Below are 18,395 nucleotides of genomic sequence, written 5' to 3'. Positions count from 1 at the left end.
TGGGCGCGTGGTGTACAAGCAGGTGGTTCGCAGGGCGTTGTTCGGGATGCACGGTGGCGACGCGGAGCGGGTCCACGAGACCACGCTCAACGCGATGGCCCGGCTGAGCCCGCTGGCGAGGTTCGCCCGCAACCAGAACAACCCGCGCACCGTGTTCGGTGTCCGCTTCCCGAACCCCGTGGGGCTCGCGGCGGGCCTCGACAAGGACGGGCGGGCGTTGCCGGCGTGGGGTGCGCTGGGCTTCGGGTTCGTCGAGGTCGGCACCGTCACGTGGCACCCGCAGCCGGGCAACCCGAAGCCCCGGCTGTTCCGGCTCCGCGAGGACGACGCGATCATCAACCGGATGGGCTTCAACAACGCGGGTGCGCAAGCGCTTGCCGGGAAGCTCGACAGGACGCCGCTGAAGGCACCGCTGGGCATCAGCCTCGGCAAGTCCAAGATCACGCCGGTCGAGGACGCCGTGCAGGACTACCTGAACTCGCTGAACGCGCTGAAGAGCCACGGCGACTACTACGCGATCAACGTGAGCTCGCCCAACACGCCAGGTCTGCGCAGCCTGCAGGACAAGGGCGCGCTCACCGAACTCGTCGCGACCCTGACCGCGGCGACGGACAAGCCGATGCTGGTCAAGATCGCGCCGGACCTCACCGAGGACGCCATCGCCGAGGTCATCCAGGTGTGCGTCGACAACGGCATCAAGGGCCTCATCGCCACGAACACCACCCTCAGCCGTGAGGGCCTCACGAGCCCGCACAAGGGCGAGACCGGCGGGCTCAGCGGCAAGCCACTCACCCAGCGCGCGAACGACGTGGTCCGGTTCATCACGAAGAACAGCGACCTGCCGGTCATCGGTGTCGGCGGCATCGCGTCCGCCGACGACGCCAAGCGCATGATCGACGCCGGCGCGAGCCTCGTGCAGATCTACACCGGGTTCATCTACGAGGGTCCTGGACTCGTATCGAGGATCAACCGCGCGTTGAGGTGAGCGTCAGGTGTGCCGTGCGGCCCGGAGCCAGCGCATCACGGGGTGCAGGATCACGACGAGCAGCGAGCCCCAGACCATCCCGCCCATCTCCAGGTCGCCGATCTCGATGGTGAGGTCGCCGACGCCGGCGACCAGCGCCGCGCCGCCGACCATCGCGTTCGCCGGGTTCGCCAGGTCGACGCCGCGGTCCATCCAGATCCGCACGCCGACCAGCACGATCAGGCCGTAGAGCACCAGCGTGCAGCCGCCGAGCACGCCCGGCGGGATGGTGCCGAACAGCGCGATGGCCTTCGGGGAGAACGCCAGCAGCGTGGCGAACACACCGGCGAACGCGAACGCCGCCGTCGTGTAGACGCGGGTCACGGCCATCACGCCGATGTTCTCGGAGTACGTCGTGGTCCCGGCGCCACCGCCCAGGCCGGACAACGCGGTCGACAGGCCGTTCGCGATGATCGCGTCGCCCGCGCTGCCGTCGAGGTTGCGGCCGGTCAGCGCCGCGACGGCCTTCACGTGCCCGACGACCTCGGCCACCAGCACGATCACGACGGGCAGCATCAGCAGCACCACGGACGGCCGCAGTTCGGGCTGGTAGAGCTTCGGCAGGCCCACCCACGCCGCGTCGCGCAGCGCGGCGAGCCGTTCCGGCGACACGGCACCGAAGGCCAGGCCGCCCATCCAGATCGCGACGAAGCCGATCAGGACCGAGAACCGGAACACCAGGCCGCGGCCCAGCACGCCGGCCAGCAGGATCACCAGGGTGGTCAGGCCGGCGAGCAGGGGCTGCTCGCTGAAGTTCGAGGTGGCCTGGCGCGAGAGGTTCAGCCCGATCAGGATCACGACGGCGCCGGTGACGACCGGCGGCATGACCGACTCCAGCAGCCGCACGCCGAGCGCCTTGACCGCGATGCCGACGACGATCACCAGCAGGCCGGCGGCGACGACACCGCCGAGTTGTGCCGCGATGCCCTGCTCGCGCGCGGCCACCAGCGGGGCCACGAAGGCGAAGGACGAGCCGAGGTAGCTCGGCACTCGGTTCTTGGTGATGACGAGGAAGAGCAGCGTGCCCAGGCCGGAGAACAGCAGGGTGGTGGCGACGGGCAGACCGGTGGCGACGGGAACGATCACCGTCGCGCCGAACATGGCGACGAGGTGCTGCACCCCGAACCCGATGGTGAGCGGCCAGCTCACCCTTTCCTGGGGCGCGACGGTTTCACTGTCGGTGATCCGACCGTCCCCGTGCACGGTCCACAACGCCAATGCACTGCCTCCCGGCAATTCAGCCGGACTTCCCGCAGACCGGCCCCGGAATCCTGCCACGCCATGTAGCGGCTACGGCTAGATAACGGTCCGATAATCACACGATTGCCCTAAGGATCTCCAGAGAGAACCGCCGAATAGGCGCAGGCAACTACGGAGCGTTACTTTCAGTGCGCTGAATAGCCTGACACGTCGCGCATAGCGGACGCGAGACCGGCCATGTGGTCCGTGGCGTCGTCCAGGACCTCGCCCGGGTTCTGGAACTGCGTGCTCGCCGCCAGCGCCTTGCCCGCCTCGGCGACCAACGCACAGTAGCGGTCGACGCCGTCGGCCAGTTGCGTCCTGAGCACCCGCACGCCCTCGACCAACGCCGCACGCTCCAGGGGCGGTGCGGTGTCACGGGCCCGTTCGACGGCCTGGAGCTGCGCCGACACCGCACGGATGGCCGTCGAGGCCTCCTGGGCGGTCTGCCGGGCGTGCTGGACGGACTCGGCCGGCATCGACGTGAGCGCGGGCGAGTCGAGCTGCACGAGCAACTGGTTCATCGTGTCCTCGGCACCGTGGAGCTTCTCCATCGGCACGCGCGCGGACGAGATGTGCGCGGGCAGCGGCGGCCGGGGCGGTGGCGGTGGAGCGAGTTCCAGCCGCACCTTGTTCGCCTTGAGCTCACGCAGCTTGAACCCGCTGCGCACGGCGAGGACGGTGGGCACCGCCGCGCCGATCGCCCCCGTGACGGCGGCCCACGTGCCGAGCACACCGGTGAAGCCCAGCACGGCGAGCGTGCCGAGTATCGAGATCACGATCAGCCAGAACGTGAGGACGGCGTTCGTCCGCTTGCGTTTGCGTTCGAGTTTGGCGCGCGGGTCGTTCCACTTCTGCATCCGGTAGCGCGCCTGCTCGGCCAGCGGGTGGCCCTGGAGCGACGCTCCCAACTCGTTGACGACCTTGCGGACGATCTCGTTGTTGGGACGGTTTCTCCAGGGCTCCATGATCACCTGCTGGCTCCTTCTGTCCCGCTCAGTTCTGCTGAGCCGGCGGGACCTGCTGCTGCGTGGTCTTCTGCTCCGACTGGACGCGCTGCGCGATCTCGGCCTGGATCTGCGCGGCGGCGCTGTTGCCCGCGGTCACCTGCTGCGGCGTGTTCGCCTGACCGCCGTGCATCGAGGCGCGGATCTGCTCCAGGCGCGACGAGCCGGCGAGCTGCGTGGTCGAGGCCTGCACCTCGAGCATCCGGCCCTGGACCGAGTTCTGAGCGAGCTCGGCGGACCCGAGTGCGGTCGAGTAGCGCTTCTCGATCTTGTCGCGAACCTCTTCCAGCGACGGTACGTTGCCCGGCGCGGCGAGTTCGCTCATCTGGTTCAGCGACGCGGAGACCTGCTCCTGCATCTTCGCCTGCTCGAGCTGGCTGAGGAGCTTGGTGCGCTCGGCCAGCCTCTGCTGCAGCATCATCGCGTTGCGCTCGACCGCCTGCTTGGCCTGTGCGGCGGCCTGCAACGACTGGTCGTGCAGCGTCTTGAGGTCCTCGATGCCCTGCTCGGCGGTGACGAGCTGGGTGGCGAAACCCTGCGCGGCGTTCTCGAACTGCGTCGCCTTCTGCTCGTCGCCCTTCGAACGCGCCTCGTCGGCGAGAACGAGCGCCTGACGCGCGGAAGCCTGCAGCTTCTCCACGTCGCCCAGCTGGCGGTTCAGCTTCATCTCCAGCTGACGCTGGTTGCCGATGACGGCCGCAGCCTGCTGCGAGAGGGCCTGGTGCTGCCGCTGCGCCTCCTCGATGGCCTGCTGGATCTGCACCTTCGGGTCAGCGTGCTCGTCGATCTTCGACGAGAACGACGCCATCAGGTACTTCCAGAACTTTACGAACGGACTGGCCATCTCCTACGCCTGCCTTCTCGGTGCCGGTGTTGGATCCATCGTCTCAATTGTGCGTCGGCGTATCCACCGACATGGGGAGATATCCGGGAACACCCTGACCCACCCCGGGACTTAGGAGTACACGCCTGACGACGTGCCAATCCTGCCCGCACCCGCGCCCGGAGACGCGGTGACCCAGCGTGCCGATGCCAAGCCGTTGCCTGCCGTTCAGCACGCTGCCGTCGCTGTCAGTTGAACGTCCGAAGACGCAATCTTGTTGCAGACCGTCACGTGGCGGGGACCACAGACCACTCGGATCACCCTAATGCAGGCGGCCCCGCTCGCCATCGGGCGAGCGGGGCCGGCTGGAGTACATGGGTTATGCCGCGACGACTGCTTTGGGAGTCTCGCCGATCTTGCTCGTGAGCCTGTGACTGAGCATGGGTTGCAGGCGCAGGTCGGACAGGTCGTCCGACAGCGTGGACGGCAGCACGCGGCCACCCTCCAGCTTGCCCCGCTCCGATCGTCCGCTGGGAACGGTGTCGGGCACCGTGTCCGGCGTCTGCTGGACGGCGCCGATGTCGGACGCGACGTGGTGCAGCAACTCGGACAAGGGCAGCTCCAACGCGTCACATATGGCCGCGAGGAGCTCGCTGGACGCCTCTTTGCGGCCGCGCTCCACCTCGGACAGGTACCCCAGGCTCACGCGGGCGGTCCGAGAGACCTCGCGCAGCGTGCGGCGTTGGTTGGTGCGGGCATGGCGAAGTCGATCACCGATCGCCTCGCGTAGCAGCACGGTCATCGCGCGCCTCCTTCCGGCCGGCCGTGTCCCTACGTTACCGATCGACACCGACAACGGGCACTGACTTCCGAACACGTCCGCCAAGGGCGAACGAACGCGGAGTCATCATTAGTTCCCGTCCTCGGTGATCAGCAGGTGGTCCGACAGCAGGACCAGGGCTTTCTCCACGGCGCCCGAACGGACCGCGCCGCGGTCGCCACTCACCGTGATTGTCCGCACTGTGGACACTCCAGGCCCGCTCAAGCCGATGTGGACCGTTCCCGGAGCGACACCGTCCTGCGGATCGGGGCCGGCGACTCCGGTGAGCCCGATGCCCCAGTCCGAACGGCACCGCTTCCGCGCGCCCTCCGCCAGTTGGATCGCGACGTCGGGGTGCACGGCTCCGTGCTCGTCGAGCAGCTGCTGATCCACGCCAGCGAGCTCGTGCTTGAGCTCGGTCGCGTAGACGATCAACCCACCGCGGACCACGGCACTCGCCCCCGGTGTGTCGACGATCGTCGCGCACAGCAGACCCGCTGTCAGCGACTCAGCCGTGGCAACGGTCTGGTTTCTCGCTTTGAGCAACCTGACGACGTCTGTCACAGCACCGCCCGGCCTGCTCTTGCCTTCATCTTGAACGCCCGGATGACGTAATCGATTCCCGTGACGATGGTGAGCACGAGCGCGACGGCCATGATCGCCCACGCGACGACCTCCAGCACGTCGTTCTGCGGGAGCACGAACAGCCCGATCGCGATGACCTGGGCCAGCGTTTTCGCCTTGCCGCCGCGACTGGCCGGGATGACGCCGTAGCGGATCACCCAGAACCGCAGCAGCGTCACGCCGACCTCGCGCACGGCGATGGTGATCGTGATCCACCACGGCAGCACGTCGAGGATGCTCAGGCCGACCAGCGCGGACCCGGTCAGCGCCTTGTCCGCGATCGGGTCGGCGATCTTGCCGAAGTCGGTGATCAGCCCGTGCTTGCGCGCGAGCGTGCCGTCGATGTGATCGGTGAAGCTCGCGACGGCGAAGATCCCGAACGCGATGAGGCGCCACGTCGTGTCGAAGCCGCCCGCTTCGAACAGGGAGAACAGGAAGACCGGAACGAGCGCCAGCCGCGCCATCGTGAGGATGTTCGCGACGTTGAGCAGCGGGACCTTCCGGGCCTCAGTCATGTCGGAAGTACCTCGACGATCAGGTCCACGCCCTCGGAGTCGACCACGCGGCAGCGCACGAAGTCGCCACGCTTGAGGCCCTCGGCGTCGAGCACGATGCACTCGCCGTCGACCTCGGGCGCCTGGTGCTCGGCCCGGCCGACGCAGTCGCTCTCGTCGTCCTCCTCGTGCTCGATCAGCACGACGACCTCGTTGCCGACCCGGTCCTCGGCGCGCTGGGTCGTCAGCTCCTCGACGAGGTTGCCGATCCGCTGCACGCGCTCCGCGATGGCGTCCGCGTCGAGCTTGCCCTCGAGCCCCTCGGCCTCGGTGCCGTCCTCGTCGGAGTACCCGAAGATGCCGACCGCGTCGAGCCGCGCCTCGGTGAGGAAGCGCTCCAGTTCCTGCAGGTCAGCCTCGGTCTCGCCGGGGAAGCCGACGATGAAGTTGCTGCGGATGCCGGCCTCGGGAGCGTGCTCGCGGATCTGCCACACGAGCTTGAGGAAGCTGTCCGTGTCGCCGAACCGGCGCATGCGCCGCAGCACGTTCTCGCTGGAGTGCTGGAACGACATGTCGAAGTAGTTCGCGACCTTCTCGGTCTTCGCGATCGCGGCCACCAGGCTCGGCTTCGTCTCGGCCGGCTGCAGGTAGCTGACCCGCACCCGCTCGACGCCGGGAATGGACGCCAGCCGCGGCAGGAGCTGTTCGAGAGCGCCCTGCTCGCGCGGCAGGTCCTTGCCGTAGCTCGTGGAGTTCTCGCTGACGAGGAACAGCTCCTTGACGCCGTTCTCGGCGAGCCACATGGCCTCGGAGACGATCTCGTCCGGGTGCCGCGACACGAACGCGCCGCGGAAGCTCGGGATGGCGCAGAAACTGCACCGCCGGTCACAGCCCGACGCGATCTTCAACGGCGCCACGGGAGCGTCGTCCAGGCGCCTGCGCTGGACCTTGGTCGGCCCCCAGCCGTGCCCAGGAACCTGGACGGCGTCCTTGGCCTCCTGGCGCTTGACCGGCGTGATCGGCAGCAGCGTCCGCCGGTCCACCGGCACGTGCGACTCGACCGGCTTGCCGTGCAGCACGTCCTGCAACCGTTCGGCCAGGTCGTTGTACTGGTCGAAGCCCAGGACCGCGGCCGCCTCGGGCAGGCTGTCCGCGAGCTCCTTGCCGTACCGCTCCGCCATGCACCCGACCGCGACGACCTTGGCGCCGGTGTCGGAGGCGGCGAGCAGCGTGTCGACCGAGTCCTTCTTCGCCTGCTCGACGAAGCCGCACGTGTTGACGACGACAACGTCCGCGCCCTCGTCCACCAGCTCCCAGCCGCCCTCGCCGAGACGGCCGGCGAGTTCTTCGGAGTCGACCTCGTTGCGGGCGCAGCCCAGGGTCAGCAGCGACACGCGTCGCGGAGTGGTGGGAGAAGACACGGCGCTCAGAGTAACCGGCCCAGGTCCCAGACCTTGAATTCAGTGCTTCCGAACGACCTCGACCAGCCGCCACATGTCACTCGACGGGTTGCCCGCACCCAGTGCTTTGGCTCGCTCGACCGCCTTGTCGACCTTGCCCGCCAGCACCGCGAAGTCGAGCGTGCCCTTCGCGTACCCAGGCATGTGCTTGCGGAGCTTGTCCTCGGCGGCCTTGGGGCCGGCGACGCCCGCGGTGCAGTCGGCGAAGTGCAGGATCAGCCACACCTCGAAGCAGGGATTCGACACGGCCAGCGAGATACCGGCTGACTCAGCAGCTGCGATCGCCTCGGCGATGTCCGAAGTCGTCGACGTCAACGACGCACCAGTACTCGTCGAACCCACCGCGGTCGTTCTCCCGCATTCTCGCCGCGTACCTCACGAGTTGCGCGGGCGACCCGACCTTGACCACCGGTTTCACCGTCACAGGCTTCGACAGCCTCTTCAACCCGTCGAGGTAGGCCTGTTCCGTCTGCCCACAGCACACGACGAGCACACGGCTGGCAGAAACCCGCGAAGGCGTGCGTCGACGGTGAGACGAGTTCTCACGCCGCGCCATCAACACCTCGTAGTAGTGCGGACACGAACGTCTCTGCCTGCACGTCGGGAACTGCTCCGTAACTGCCACCGAGGTAGCGGCGCTCCAAGTTCTCGCCTTCCTTGCGCGGCTTGAAATCGGTCAACGGATACAGATCAGACGCGCCGTCGGGGTTCTTGTCCACGAACCAGACGTCTTCACGGGTGAGCACCTCGTCGCCCAGCACGGGGCTGAGCAGGCTCGCATCGTGGGTAGTGAACACCAGCTGTGCACCACCCACGTTGGCCTCGGTGCTGCGGAACAGACCGACCAGCGCGGCAGTGACGCGTGGGTGCAGGCTCGCGTCGATCTCGTCGATGGCGAGCACGCCGCCGTCGCGGAGCATGCGGAGCACTGTGGGCAGCAGCATCAGCCACGACAGGGTTCCCGCCGACTCCTCGCCGATCTCGAACGCGCGGTTCCTGGGTCCGTGGGTGAGCCGGACGCGGTCCCTGTTTCGAACGATCTCCTCCAGAAGCTCGCGGACCTGCTCGATCGAGAAGCCGGTTCTCAACTTGCGCTCCACCGCCGAGACCTCGTCGTCATCAGGCATGGGCGTGACGTTGTACTCGATGCCCGTGATGCCGAGATCCGCAATCTTCAGCAGGCTGACGAACTGCTCGGTCAGCCCGTCGGAGCCGGCCAGAAAGCGCGCGATCGTGGCGTGATCGAACGTGGAGCGTTCACCGTCCTGGAACACGAGGCTGTTCGTGAACCACCGCTGCACTGGAAGCACGGCGTCGAGTCCGGACTGGGCGCCAAGGCTGAGGAACAACGAGTTAGGCCTGAGGAGTCCCTTGAGCACTTCACCCTTGCCCGTGCCTTCGGTGACCGTGGTGCCGAGCTTGATGTCACTACCAGACCGTTCGAACAGGACTCGTTTCCGCTTCTCCGGGTAGCTGTACAGCCATTCCTCCCGGACGCGGCGGTCATCCACCTCGAAGCCGTAGGTGTAGCGAACGCCCGATTCGACCAGTTCGACTACGTACACGGACGGCCTGCCGACTGATTCGTCCAGTTTGAACGGCCGTCGCGGCACTCCGCCCTCCGGCATCCAGACCGCGAACGAGTCACGCACCGCGTCGGCCATGAACCTCAGGCCGTCGAGGAGGTTCGACTTCCCCGAAGCGTTCGCTCCGTAGATCGCCGCCACCGGGAGGACGTCTCTGTCCTTCGAGTAGGCGGGCGTGAGCAGCAACTCATGCTCGTCACGGAACGAGCGGTGGTTCCCCAGTCGAAAACTGCGCAGCACCGCCCAACTCCTCTCAGAGTGCTCTAGAGCATCTTCCCTGCAAGTAAACCGCAGAAATATGGATGAAGCGCACCCGTACGGCGGATTTCATGGGGACGACCACCGAAAGTCACCCAGCAGGGGGCGCGGCTCATACTTGACGGTTGTGACCAGTGGGGTAGTCGTGCGGCGTGCCCGCACCAGCGATGTGCGCGCCATGAAAGCGTTGATCGACGGGTATGCCGGCAAGGTTCTGCTGACCAAACCGCTGGTCACGCTGTACGAGGCGGTCCAGGAGTTCTGGGTCGCCGAGGAGGACGGCGAGTTGCTGGGCTGTGGCGCCCTGCACGTGATGTGGGAGGACCTGGCCGAGATCAGGTCGGTCGCCGTGTCGCCGATGGCGCTCGGGCGGGGTGTGGGGCACCGGATCGTGGCGCAGCTCATCGCCACCGCCAGGGAGCTGCAGCTCGGGCGCATCTTCGTGCTGACGTTCGAGACGAAGTTCTTCACCAGGCACGGCTTCGTCGAGATCGAGGGCACGCCGGTGAGCCCCGAGGTCTACGAGGAGATCATGCGGTCGGTGGACGAGGGTGTCGCCGAGTTCCTCGACCTGAGCTACGTGAAGCCGAACACGCTCGGCAACAGCCGGATGCTCCTGGAGTTGTAACTCTTCGAGTAATTACTCGAAGAGTCTTGACTCAAAGAACCACACGCACCAGGATCTGGGGCGTGCCCGAATCGCTCACCGTCGACGAGCTCGCCGCCCGGATCGGCCTGCCCAGCAGCACCATTCGCATGTACCAGACGAAGGGTGTGCTGCACGCGCCGAGACGGCAGGGGCGCGTGGCGTACTACGACGCCTCGCACGTCGAGCGGTTGACGTTGGTGCAGCGGTTGCAGCAGCGGGGGTTCTCGCTGCCCGCGATCGCAGAACTGATCTCGGCACGCGAGAAGGGCGAGTCGGTCGCCGCGGTTCTCGGCTTCAGCGAGGCCGAGGGGCCCGACGACTGGGTTCGGATCAAGGTGCGCGACATCAAGCACCTGATTCCGACAGGAGATGTCCAACCGCGACTCCTCCTCCGGGCTATGCGGTTGGGCTTGGTGCGGTGGAAGTACGGCTGGCCGCACACGCGTCGCTGGGCACTCGAAGCGGGCGGCAGACTTGCCGGCCTGAGGGTGCCCAGCGATGACGTGATGGACAGCTTCACGCGCCTGCGCACGGCGACCGACGCGGTGGCGGCGGACTTCGTGCGGTTGTTCGAACGGCAGTTCTGGCCGGAGCTCGCACGCAAGGCCGGTGACGAGAACCAGCTGGAGAACGTGCGGGCGTTGCTCGTCGAGCTGACGTACACGGCGGAGACCGCGGTGGTGGGGACGCTGCGGGAGTCGATCCGGGACGCGGCCGAGGAGTTCGCGTCACGGCACGGGTTGCTGCCCAGCGCCGACTACCAGCCCGCGTGGGCCGAGCAGCCGTTGCCGCCGATCGCCGAGAACCTCATGGATCCGGCGGGAGATCTGCCGAGCGAGCAGGAGATCGAGAACTTCCTGAAACGGGGGGACGAGGATGAGCCTGGTCGCTGATCCCGCCTGGCACGCCCAGGTTCGGGACGAGGGCCTTGTCGTCTACGCGGGTGCGGATCTCGCGTACCTGATTCCAGACCTGCCCAGGGCGGTGGCCGTGGCGCTGGCCGGCCTGTTCGAGCCAGTTTTGAGGGGAGTGGCTCGAACGGTCGACGTGAGCCGGTTGGGGGAACCGGTTCGCCGGCACGTGGCCCAGCTGAGGACCCTGGGCGCTCTCCGCCCGGCCGGGTTGCCCGCCGAGGACGTCAAGCCGATGGGGGTCGGCACGCGCGTCGTCGGGGAGGCACCCGCCGGGCTGGTAGAGCTGTTGCCGCACAACGACGATCCGGACCTGCTGCTCGTTGTGCGGACGACCGGCACGCTGGTCGACCTGATCGAGGTGGCACGCGAAACGACGGTCCCGCACCTGTTGCTGGACCTCGCGTACCACCACACCGCCGCCGTCGGGCCCTTCGTGGTGCCCGGTGCCGGCGCGTGCCTGGCGTGCCTCGCGGTACGGGCGGGGCGGCGGTGGGGGGATCCGCCGCCTCCCCCGCTGCCGGCGGCGATGTCCCACGAGTTCCCGATTTCCCTTGCCTTGCAAGCCGTTCAGAACATCCGGAACGGCTCGCTCGCCCTGCTGGACACGGTCGTGACCGTCAACCTCGACGAGTTCACGACGACGCGCGAGAGCGTGCTGCCCGCGGCTGACTGCGAGATCTGCCCGACGGTCGAGTTCGGGCGCGTGTCACTTCCTTGGGGGAACCATGAACGCGACAGCAGTACGGTTACCTGACCAGTTCTCATCCGGTGCGGCCGCCGCCAACGCCGCTACCCCCACTTGTTGCTGTTGTTGTTGCTGCTGTGCGGTTTCCTCGGTCGGCGCGGCCGTGCACATCCCGGCAGCGCTGTACGAGGAGACGAAAGAGCTCCCCAGGCCTCGCAGTCTGCTTGTCCTTCCCGCCGCGATCTTCCCGTTACTGGTCGTCGTACTGCCGTTCGCCACAATGGGCGCGATCTTCGAGGTCCACTGGGGCTGGTGGCTCGGCGGCTTCGCGGCGGCGCTCGCGTGGGCCACCGCTTCCGGGTTCATCGCCAGGTCGCCGAATCCCGTGGGAAGTGTGGTTCGGCTGCTCGGCTGGGCCGTGCTGTGGTGTCTGGAGCCGCTCCTCCTGCTGATGCTGCTGGCGCCTGTCGCCAGCGTCCCGGCCGCGGCGATCGTCATCGGCGTGATGTACCTCTGCGGAGCGCTGTTGTTCGGGTACTGGCTCTTCCTCCGCTACCGGGCCAAGCGGTGAAGACCGTCGCCGAGGCGCTGGTCGAGCGCGCGGTCGGCTGGCGGCAGGGAGTGGTGTCACAGCTGCATCCCGTGCCGCACAGCCTGTCCGATGTGGACGTCGAGGGCTGGGCCGCGGTGCCGGAACCGTTCGCCACCGGTGGCACGTCCGGCGGCACCAGCAAGGTCGCCGCGATCGCCGAGGCACTGGAACGGCACGCCGCCGCACGGGCACCGCTGGAGATCGTCACCGACGGCGAGTGCTGGCCGTTGGAGCACTTCAGCCTGCACACGGTCGAGCAACGGGTGGCCCCGGGCTACCGCTATCGCAAGGGATACGTCGACACCCGCTACACGCGGGCGTGGACGTTGCCCGGCAACGAACCGATCCGCGTGCCGGTCGGACTGGTCGGGCTGGACGCCGCGCACGGGCTGCCCGCGACCTCGTCGGGTCTGGCGGCCGGTCCGTCGACGACCAGCGCGTTGCTGCGTGCCGTCCAGGAACTGGTCGAGCGTGACGCGTTCACCACGACGTGGCTGCATTCCATCGCACCGCAACGGTTCGCCGCCGATCTGCCGCACGGCGCCCAGGCGTTCGACCTCACGCCCGCCTACAGCCCGCACCCGGTGGTCGCCGTCGCGGGTTCGCTGCCGATCGCCGGCAAACCGAGGCCCACGCTCGGCCTGGCGTGCCGTGCCACGGTCGCCGAGGCCGTGCGGAAGGCCTACGAGGAGTGGGTGCAGGGCACGGTGTTCGTCGAGGTGTGGCTGGCACGCAACGGCGATCAGCCCGTCGAGGACGTCACCGACTTCGACAAGCACGCCGTCTACTACGCCACGCGCCCGGCGGAGTGGGACGCGCTGCCGTGGTTCACGGGCTTCGAGACCGAACCGCCGCGCGACGCCGAATCCCGTGGCACAGCAGCGGAACTGACCGAGCTCGTGCACGCACTCGACCGCGCGGACGTACGGCTCGCCTATCGCGAGCTCACCACGCCGGAACTGTCGGCCGTCGGCCTGCACTGCGTCCGCGTCCTGTCCCCCGACCTCGCGCCGCTGCACTCGGACCACCGCTGGCCGCACCTCGGCGGCCGCGCCCGCGAACTCGGCTGGCGCTACCCGCACGCCTCACCGGGCGTGTTCCCCAATCCCGCACCGCATCCGCTGGGGTGACACGATGTTCGACGACTTCTGGGCCGCGAGCCGGTACTCGCCGCTGCACCAGCGCAGGCTCGGCGACCGGCTGCGCGACTTCCGGCCACAGCCGGAGTTGGTCGACCCGCTCGAACTGCCCTCGGCGCCGGTTGCGCTTCCCCGGCCGCACGACCGGTTGCAGAAGCTGTTCCAGGCACGCAGGAGCACGCGCGAGTTCTCCGGCAAACCGCTGACCGACAAGCAACTCGGCACGGTGCTGGGCGCCTTGTCGGACAACAGCTGTCCGTCCGCGGGCGGCCTCAACCCGTTGCGCTGCTATGCATTCGTGCACGACCGGGCGGTCCGCTACGACATCCGCCGCCACGCGCTGCAGGACATCGGCCCGGCTCCGGCGAACCTGGCCGAGATCCTCGGCACGCCCGAGGTGCCGCCGCTGACGATCGTCCTGGTGTTGACGGACAAGGACTCGTTCGAGAAGTACGGCGAACGCGCGGGGCGCTTCGGCTTGATCGAGGTAGGTGCTGCCGCGCAGAGCATCTGCCTCCGTTTGGCGGAACAGAAACTCGGCGGCTATCTGCTCGGTGGAGTAGTGGACAACGAAATGCTGCACGCGCTGGGACTACCGCGCCACCTCCGCGTGGCCACCGCGATCGCGTGCGGTCACATGATCACCTGACGTTCATCAGATCGTGTCTACCGACGACAGTCGATCACCCGCTACAACTGGCGAGACCCTGCTCACACTCCGAGGAGCTCGCCATGTCGACGAAAACCCTGCGCTCGGCATTCGTGGGTGCCGCCGCCTCCATCGCCCTGATCTTCACGGGCACCCCGGCGCACGCCGTGGACATCATCGCGGTCACCGACGACTACCTCTACTCGAAGACCATCAGCCAGTTCACAACAACGCGCGCGCAACAGCCCTACGCGGGCCAGCTCGACTGGTCGTCCGACGGCTGTTCCTACTCGCCGGACAACCCCTTCGGCTTCAAGTTCCTGCCGACCTGCCACCGGCACGACTTCGGCTACCGCAACTACAAGCGGCAGGGCCGGTGGAACGAGACGAACCGCCTGCGCATCGACAACAACTTCAAGTCCGACATGTACAAGCAGTGCGGCTCCAACTGGGCCTGCAAGCGCACGGCCGACCTGTACTACGCGGCGGTGCGCGAGTTCGGCGGCAGCGCGAGCTCCACGGCCACGAGCATCCAGAACGCCGGCCTGAAGTAAGGCCCGAAAGCAGGATCTCAGTCCTCGTCGGCGGGGCCGCCTCCACGCATCAGGTAGACCACGTTCTCGAGCTCGTCCGGCTTGATCAGCACCTCACGTGCCTTCGAGCCCTCGGACGGGCCGACGACGCCGCGGGTCTCCAGCAGGTCCATGAGGCGCCCCGCCTTCGCGAACCCGACGCGCAGCTTGCGTTGCAGCATCGACGTCGAGCCGAACTGCGACGTCACGATCAGCTCGGTCGCCTGCACGAGCAGTTCCAGGTCGTCGCCGATGTCGGCGTCGACCTCCTTCTTCTCGGCGGCCTTCTGCGCCGTGACACCGTCGGTGTACTCGGGCTGCGCCTGGTTCTTGGTGAACTCGACGATCGCCGAGATCTCCTCGTCGCCCACGAACGCGCCCTGGATGCGCACCGGCTTCGAGGCGCCCATCGGCAGGTACAGGGCGTCGCCCATGCCGATCAGCTTCTCCGCGCCCGGCTGGTCGAGGATGACCCGCGAGTCCGTCAGGGACGACGTCGCGAACGCCAGGCGGGACGGCACGTTCGTCTTGATCAGGCCGGTGACGACGTCGACGGACGGCCGCTGTGTCGCCAGAACCAGGTGGATGCCTGCCGCACGGGCCTTCTGCGTGATGCGGACGATGGCGTCCTCGACGTCGCGTGGCGCGGTCATCATCAGGTCGGCGAGCTCGTCGACGATCGCCATGATGTACGGGTACGGCCGGTAGACGCGCTCGGAACCGGGCGGCGCGGTGATCTCGCCGGACTTCACCTTGCGGTTGAAGTCGTCGACGTGGCGCACCCGATTGACCTGCATGTCCTGGTAGCGCTGCTCCATCTCCTCGACGAGCCACGCCAGTGCGGCCGCCGCCTTCTTGGGCTGCGTGATGATCGGCGTGATCAGGTGCGGGATGCCCTCGTACGGCGTCAGCTCGACCATCTTCGGGTCGATCAGGATCATCCGGACCTCGTCGGGCGTCGCGCGGGCCAGCAGCGACACCAGCATCGAGTTCACGAACGACGACTTGCCGGAACCCGTGGAGCCCGCCACCAGGAGGTGCGGCATCTTCGTCAGGTTCGCGGTGACCATGTGGCCCTCGATGTCCTTGCCGAGGCCGATCACCATCGGATGCGTGTCCTTGACCGTCGACGGCGCGCGCAGCACGTCGCCCAGCCGCACCATCTCGCGGTCGCTGTTCGGGACCTCGATGCCGACCGCGGACTTGCCGGGGATCGGGGCCAGCAGGCGGACGTTGTCGGTCGCCACGGCGTACGCGATGTTCTTGGTCAGCGCGGTGATCTTCTCGACCTTCACGCCGGGGCCGAGCTCGACCTCGTAGCGCGTGACCGTCGGGCCGCGGGTGAAGCCGGTGACCTGGGCGTCGATCGAGAACTGGTCCAGCACGCCGGAGATCGCCTCGATCATGAGGTCGTTCGCCTTGCTGCGGGTCTTCGGCGCGTCGCCGTCCTTCAGCACGTCCGGGGACGGCAGCTGGTACTCGCCCTCGACCGCGCGCACGGCCATCGCCGGAGCGGTGGGCTTCTTCTGCTTCGCGGGCTTCGGGGCGGGCTCCTCCAGCGGGAGTTCGGCCTGCGGCTCCTCCTCGACGGGCTCGACGGGCTCGACGGCCTGGCGACGGCGGGACGGGCGGCGCAGGCGAACCGGCTTCGGCTCCTCGACCGGCTCTTCCTCGTCCGAGGGCTCGTCCGCCGACGACCTGCCGGGGTGCAGCAACGAGCGGATGCGTTCGGGCGCCTGGCGGATCGGCGTGTGCGTCACGACCAGCAGGCCGTAGCCGAAGATCAGGAACAGCAACGGCCCGGCGACCCACGGCGTCAGGCCCTGGGCGAGGAACCCCCCGGCCAGGTAGCCCAGCGCACCACCGGCGCTACGGCGGTCCAGCGGGTCCATCGGCAGGCCGCCGATGAGGTGGAACATGCCGAGCACGCCGATCATCATCAGCAACGAGCCGATGATCAGCCGCGGCCGCGCGTCGGGCTTCGGGTCGGTGCGCATCAGCGTGACGCCGATGCCGAGCAGCACGACCGGCACGATCACCGCCGGGAACCCGACGGAGCTGCGCACGGCGATGTCGACCCACTGACCGACCGGGCCGCCGGCCTGCCACCACACTCCGGCGCCGGTGATGACCGCGAGAGCGATCAGCAGCAGCCCCAGGCCGTCACGACGGTGTTCGGGATCGAGGTCCTTGGTACGGCTGACAGTGCGCACGAGGCTGCCGACGCCACGGCCCAAAGCACCCCACACGGCACTGATGGCGCCGCCGCTCTTGCGTGGTGCGGGCTTTCTGGACGCGGTGGATCGCGCCCGCGGCTTGGCTGGTGCTTTGCCGCGTGACGTGGTCTTTCTCGAAGTCCCTGTGCGCCCGGCCATGTGTATAAGGTAGTCCCTCGCGTCTCACCAGCCCCGTTTGCAACTGGGACGCGTGCGAAACCTCATGGTTCCCCCGGAACCCCCGCGGTGTCGTTCCGACACGCCGTACGCTGCCCCGCGTGTCCACACCGCTTTTCTGGCGCGTGCTCATGGTGGTCGACCGGGGCCTGATCGCGCTGACTGGCAAGCTCGAGGTATCGGGCGACATCCCGCCGGAGCTGCTCGGCAAGCCGTTGCTGCTCGCCTCCAACCACATCGGCAACCTCGACCCGATGGTGCTCATCGCGGCCTGCCGCAAGATGGGCGTCAACCCGCGCTTCATGCTCGCGGGCGGTCTGCTCGACGCGCCGATCATGGGTCCGGCCCTGAAGGCCTGCGGCCACCTGCGTGTCGACCGGCGGTCGGCGAACGCGGGCGAGGCGATGCACCGCGCCGTCGAGGCGTTGCAGAAGGGCGGCGACCCGATCGCCGTCTACCCGGAGGGCAAGATCAGCCTCGACGCCGGCCTGTGGCCGGAGCGCGGCAAGACCGGTGTCGCCCGGATGGCTTTGGGCGGCGGTATTCCGGTGATCCCCATCAGCCAGTGGGGCGCGCACGAGGCCGTGTACTGGGGCAACCTGAGCGTCGGCGGCTGGAAGGACTTCCTGCCGTACCTGACGTCGTGGCTGCGCGCCGTGCGCAGGCGGCCGACGCTCAAGGTCCACTTCGGCAAGCCGGTCGAGCTGTCCGGCCTGAAGGCCGAGACGATGGGCGACGCCCGGCGCGCCCACGAGCGGATCATGATCGCGATCACCGAGGGCTTGGCGCCGTTGCGTCTCGACGAGCCGGATCTGCCGCGCTTCCACGACCCGACGCGGCCGACGACCGGCGCCTCGCCCTGGCGGCCCGCCTGACCGAGTAGCCGATCACCGTGATCAGCATGAGCAACGGCATCGGGTTGCCCCGCCACAGGCTGATCGCGAAGTCGATCACCGGGATGACCAGCGCCACGACGAACGTGGCCGTGCTCGCCGTGGGCAGCTTGACCTTCGGGTCCGCCCAAGGCGTGCGGCGCCACGGTTTCGCGACGCTGAGCCACGCCTGGAACGCGATCGCGCCGATCATGAGCGACGTGCCGACGGGCATCCACGCGGTCACGTGCCCGTTCACGGCCTCCTGGAGGTTGCCGCTCAGGATGAAGATGCCGACGTAGAGCTGGCTGACCGTGATCACGAACTTCGCGAGCACCCACCAGTGCCGGAAATAGCCCCACGGCGTCGTGGCGCTGAGCATGAACCCGCTGAAGGCACTGGTGTTGGCCATGATCGCGAGCACCTCGTGGTCGAGGTAGCGCGCCATCTTGAACGCAGTTAGGTCGCCCGTCTTCATGCCGTAGAGCACGAGGGCGAGCAACGCCACGGCCTGGCTGAGCCAGCCCACGGACGTGACGACGTGCAGCCACACCAACAGGGTCCGAGCGCGCTTCTGCATGACATGTAGCTTGCC

19 protein-coding genes and 1 pseudogene are annotated in these 18,395 nt (G+C 68.1%); 9 read left to right on the top strand and 11 right to left on the bottom strand.

Annotated features, from left to right (window positions below; all coding sequences use genetic code 11):
- The first annotated feature begins 7 nt into the window (after nt 1-7).
- Nucleotides 8-985 carry a quinone-dependent dihydroorotate dehydrogenase gene (locus BLR21_RS26725; protein WP_090009625.1) on the top strand — a complete coding sequence of 326 codons (978 nt, stop codon included), beginning with the start codon at nt 8-10 and terminating at the stop codon, nt 983-985.
- Nucleotides 986-988: 3 nt separating this feature from the next.
- Here BLR21_RS26725 and BLR21_RS26720 read toward each other — a convergent pair whose 3' ends face one another.
- The 9 genes and pseudogenes from BLR21_RS26720 to BLR21_RS26675 all read right to left on the bottom strand — a co-directional run bounded on the left by BLR21_RS26720 (nt 989) and on the right by BLR21_RS26675 (nt 9,317).
- Nucleotides 989-2,173, bottom strand: a complete 1,185-nt coding sequence (locus BLR21_RS26720; RefSeq protein ID WP_338061070.1) for a uracil-xanthine permease family protein — start codon at nt 2,171-2,173, stop codon at nt 989-991.
- A gap of 236 nt (nt 2,174-2,409) precedes the next feature.
- Nucleotides 2,410-3,231, bottom strand: coding sequence for a phage shock envelope stress response protein PspM (gene pspM, locus BLR21_RS26715; protein WP_090009982.1), 822 nt, complete (start codon nt 3,229-3,231; stop codon nt 2,410-2,412).
- Nucleotides 3,232-3,259: 28 nt separating this feature from the next.
- Nucleotides 3,260-4,114 carry a PspA/IM30 family protein gene (locus tag BLR21_RS26710; protein ID WP_090009618.1) on the bottom strand — a complete coding sequence of 285 codons (855 nt, stop codon included), beginning with the start codon at nt 4,112-4,114 and terminating at the stop codon, nt 3,260-3,262.
- Between the two features lie 358 nt (nt 4,115-4,472).
- Entirely contained in the window at nt 4,473-4,895 is a 423-nt protein-coding gene (locus BLR21_RS26705; protein ID WP_090009615.1) for a helix-turn-helix domain-containing protein, read from the bottom strand.
- Between the two features lie 108 nt (nt 4,896-5,003).
- On the bottom strand, nt 5,004-5,477 hold the full coding sequence (locus BLR21_RS26700) for a CinA family protein (protein WP_090009613.1): 474 nt from the start codon (nt 5,475-5,477) through the stop codon (nt 5,004-5,006).
- Nucleotides 5,474-6,052 carry a CDP-diacylglycerol--glycerol-3-phosphate 3-phosphatidyltransferase gene (gene pgsA / locus BLR21_RS26695; protein WP_090009610.1) on the bottom strand — a complete coding sequence of 193 codons (579 nt, stop codon included), beginning with the start codon at nt 6,050-6,052 and terminating at the stop codon, nt 5,474-5,476. Before pgsA ends, BLR21_RS26700 begins: the two co-directional genes overlap by 4 nt.
- Entirely contained in the window at nt 6,049-7,452 is a 1,404-nt protein-coding gene (rimO, locus tag BLR21_RS26690; protein ID WP_176929801.1) for a 30S ribosomal protein S12 methylthiotransferase RimO, read from the bottom strand. The genes pgsA and rimO overlap by 4 nt, the downstream gene beginning before the upstream one ends.
- Nucleotides 7,453-7,491: 39 nt before the next feature.
- A pseudogene (locus tag BLR21_RS44725) lies at nt 7,492-8,047 on the bottom strand (RloB family protein).
- A complete protein-coding gene (locus BLR21_RS26675) occupies nt 8,034-9,317 on the bottom strand; it encodes an AAA family ATPase (RefSeq protein ID WP_090009600.1) in 1,284 nt (427 codons plus the stop codon). The pseudogene BLR21_RS44725 and the gene BLR21_RS26675 overlap by 14 nt, the downstream one beginning before the upstream one ends.
- 145 nt (nt 9,318-9,462) lie before the next feature.
- Here BLR21_RS26675 and BLR21_RS26670 point away from each other — a divergent pair, with 145 nt between their 5' ends.
- From BLR21_RS26670 to BLR21_RS26645, 7 genes are all read left to right on the top strand, one after another.
- Nucleotides 9,463-9,963: an amino-acid N-acetyltransferase gene (locus BLR21_RS26670; RefSeq protein ID WP_256334952.1), complete on the top strand. Its 501-nt coding sequence runs from the start codon at nt 9,463-9,465 to the stop codon at nt 9,961-9,963.
- Between the two features lie 62 nt (nt 9,964-10,025).
- Nucleotides 10,026-10,877, top strand: a complete 852-nt coding sequence (locus BLR21_RS26665; protein WP_245816264.1) for a MerR family transcriptional regulator — start codon at nt 10,026-10,028, stop codon at nt 10,875-10,877.
- On the top strand, nt 10,861-11,652 hold the full coding sequence (locus BLR21_RS26660; protein ID WP_090009594.1) for a hypothetical protein: 792 nt from the start codon (nt 10,861-10,863) through the stop codon (nt 11,650-11,652). The genes BLR21_RS26665 and BLR21_RS26660 overlap by 17 nt, the downstream gene beginning before the upstream one ends.
- A 94-nt stretch (nt 11,653-11,746) precedes the next feature.
- A complete protein-coding gene (locus BLR21_RS42735; protein WP_176929798.1) occupies nt 11,747-12,154 on the top strand; it encodes a hypothetical protein in 408 nt (135 codons plus the stop codon).
- The gene (locus BLR21_RS26655; protein ID WP_176929797.1) at nt 12,151-13,305 is read left to right on the top strand and encodes a YcaO-like family protein; all 1,155 of its coding nucleotides are present in this window, start codon (nt 12,151-12,153) and stop codon (nt 13,303-13,305) included. The genes BLR21_RS42735 and BLR21_RS26655 overlap by 4 nt, the downstream gene beginning before the upstream one ends.
- Nucleotides 13,306-13,309: 4 nt before the next feature.
- Nucleotides 13,310-13,963 carry a nitroreductase family protein gene (locus tag BLR21_RS26650; RefSeq protein WP_090009587.1) on the top strand — a complete coding sequence of 218 codons (654 nt, stop codon included), beginning with the start codon at nt 13,310-13,312 and terminating at the stop codon, nt 13,961-13,963.
- A gap of 83 nt (nt 13,964-14,046) precedes the next feature.
- Nucleotides 14,047-14,517: a phospholipase gene (locus BLR21_RS26645; protein ID WP_090009584.1), complete on the top strand. Its 471-nt coding sequence runs from the start codon at nt 14,047-14,049 to the stop codon at nt 14,515-14,517.
- A 17-nt stretch (nt 14,518-14,534) separates the two neighbouring features.
- On the opposite strand, the gene BLR21_RS26640 is transcribed toward BLR21_RS26645, so the two are convergent.
- A complete protein-coding gene (locus BLR21_RS26640; protein ID WP_090009581.1) occupies nt 14,535-16,910 on the bottom strand; it encodes an FtsK/SpoIIIE family DNA translocase in 2,376 nt (791 codons plus the stop codon).
- 119 nt (nt 16,911-17,029) lie between these two features.
- Between BLR21_RS26640 and BLR21_RS26635 the strand changes: the two genes are divergently transcribed.
- Complete coding sequence (locus BLR21_RS26635) at nt 17,030-17,803, top strand: lysophospholipid acyltransferase family protein (protein WP_256334951.1); 774 nt, start codon at nt 17,030-17,032, stop codon at nt 17,801-17,803.
- Here the strand turns inward: BLR21_RS26635 and BLR21_RS26630 are convergent.
- Complete coding sequence (locus tag BLR21_RS26630; protein WP_176929796.1) at nt 17,700-18,380, bottom strand: hypothetical protein; 681 nt, start codon at nt 18,378-18,380, stop codon at nt 17,700-17,702. The genes BLR21_RS26635 and BLR21_RS26630 overlap by 104 nt on opposite strands.
- Between the last annotated feature and the right edge of the window lie 15 nt (nt 18,381-18,395).

Origin of the sequence: Lentzea albidocapillata subsp. violacea (assembly GCF_900100275.1) — a bacterium.
Taxonomy (GTDB): domain Bacteria; phylum Actinomycetota; class Actinomycetes; order Mycobacteriales; family Pseudonocardiaceae; genus Lentzea; species Lentzea violacea.
This window is presented reverse-complemented; position numbering and strand designations above follow the sequence as displayed.

Coding starts and splice junctions, on each gene's coding strand:
- pgsA (WP_090009610.1), bottom strand. CDS start 6,052: ATGACTGAGGCCCGGAAGGTCCCGCTGCTCAACGTCGCGAACATCCTC.
- BLR21_RS26630 (WP_176929796.1), bottom strand. CDS start 18,380: ATGCAGAAGCGCGCTCGGACCCTGTTGGTGTGGCTGCACGTCGTCACG.
- BLR21_RS26705 (WP_090009615.1), bottom strand. CDS start 4,895: ATGACCGTGCTGCTACGCGAGGCGATCGGTGATCGACTTCGCCATGCC.
- BLR21_RS26710 (WP_090009618.1), bottom strand. CDS start 4,114: ATGGCCAGTCCGTTCGTAAAGTTCTGGAAGTACCTGATGGCGTCGTTC.
- BLR21_RS26640 (WP_090009581.1), bottom strand. CDS start 16,910: ATGGCCGGGCGCACAGGGACTTCGAGAAAGACCACGTCACGCGGCAAA.
- pspM (WP_090009982.1), bottom strand. CDS start 3,231: ATGGAGCCCTGGAGAAACCGTCCCAACAACGAGATCGTCCGCAAGGTC.
- BLR21_RS26650 (WP_090009587.1), top strand. CDS start 13,310: ATGTTCGACGACTTCTGGGCCGCGAGCCGGTACTCGCCGCTGCACCAG.
- BLR21_RS26645 (WP_090009584.1), top strand. CDS start 14,047: ATGTCGACGAAAACCCTGCGCTCGGCATTCGTGGGTGCCGCCGCCTCC.
- BLR21_RS26660 (WP_090009594.1), top strand. CDS start 10,861: ATGAGCCTGGTCGCTGATCCCGCCTGGCACGCCCAGGTTCGGGACGAG.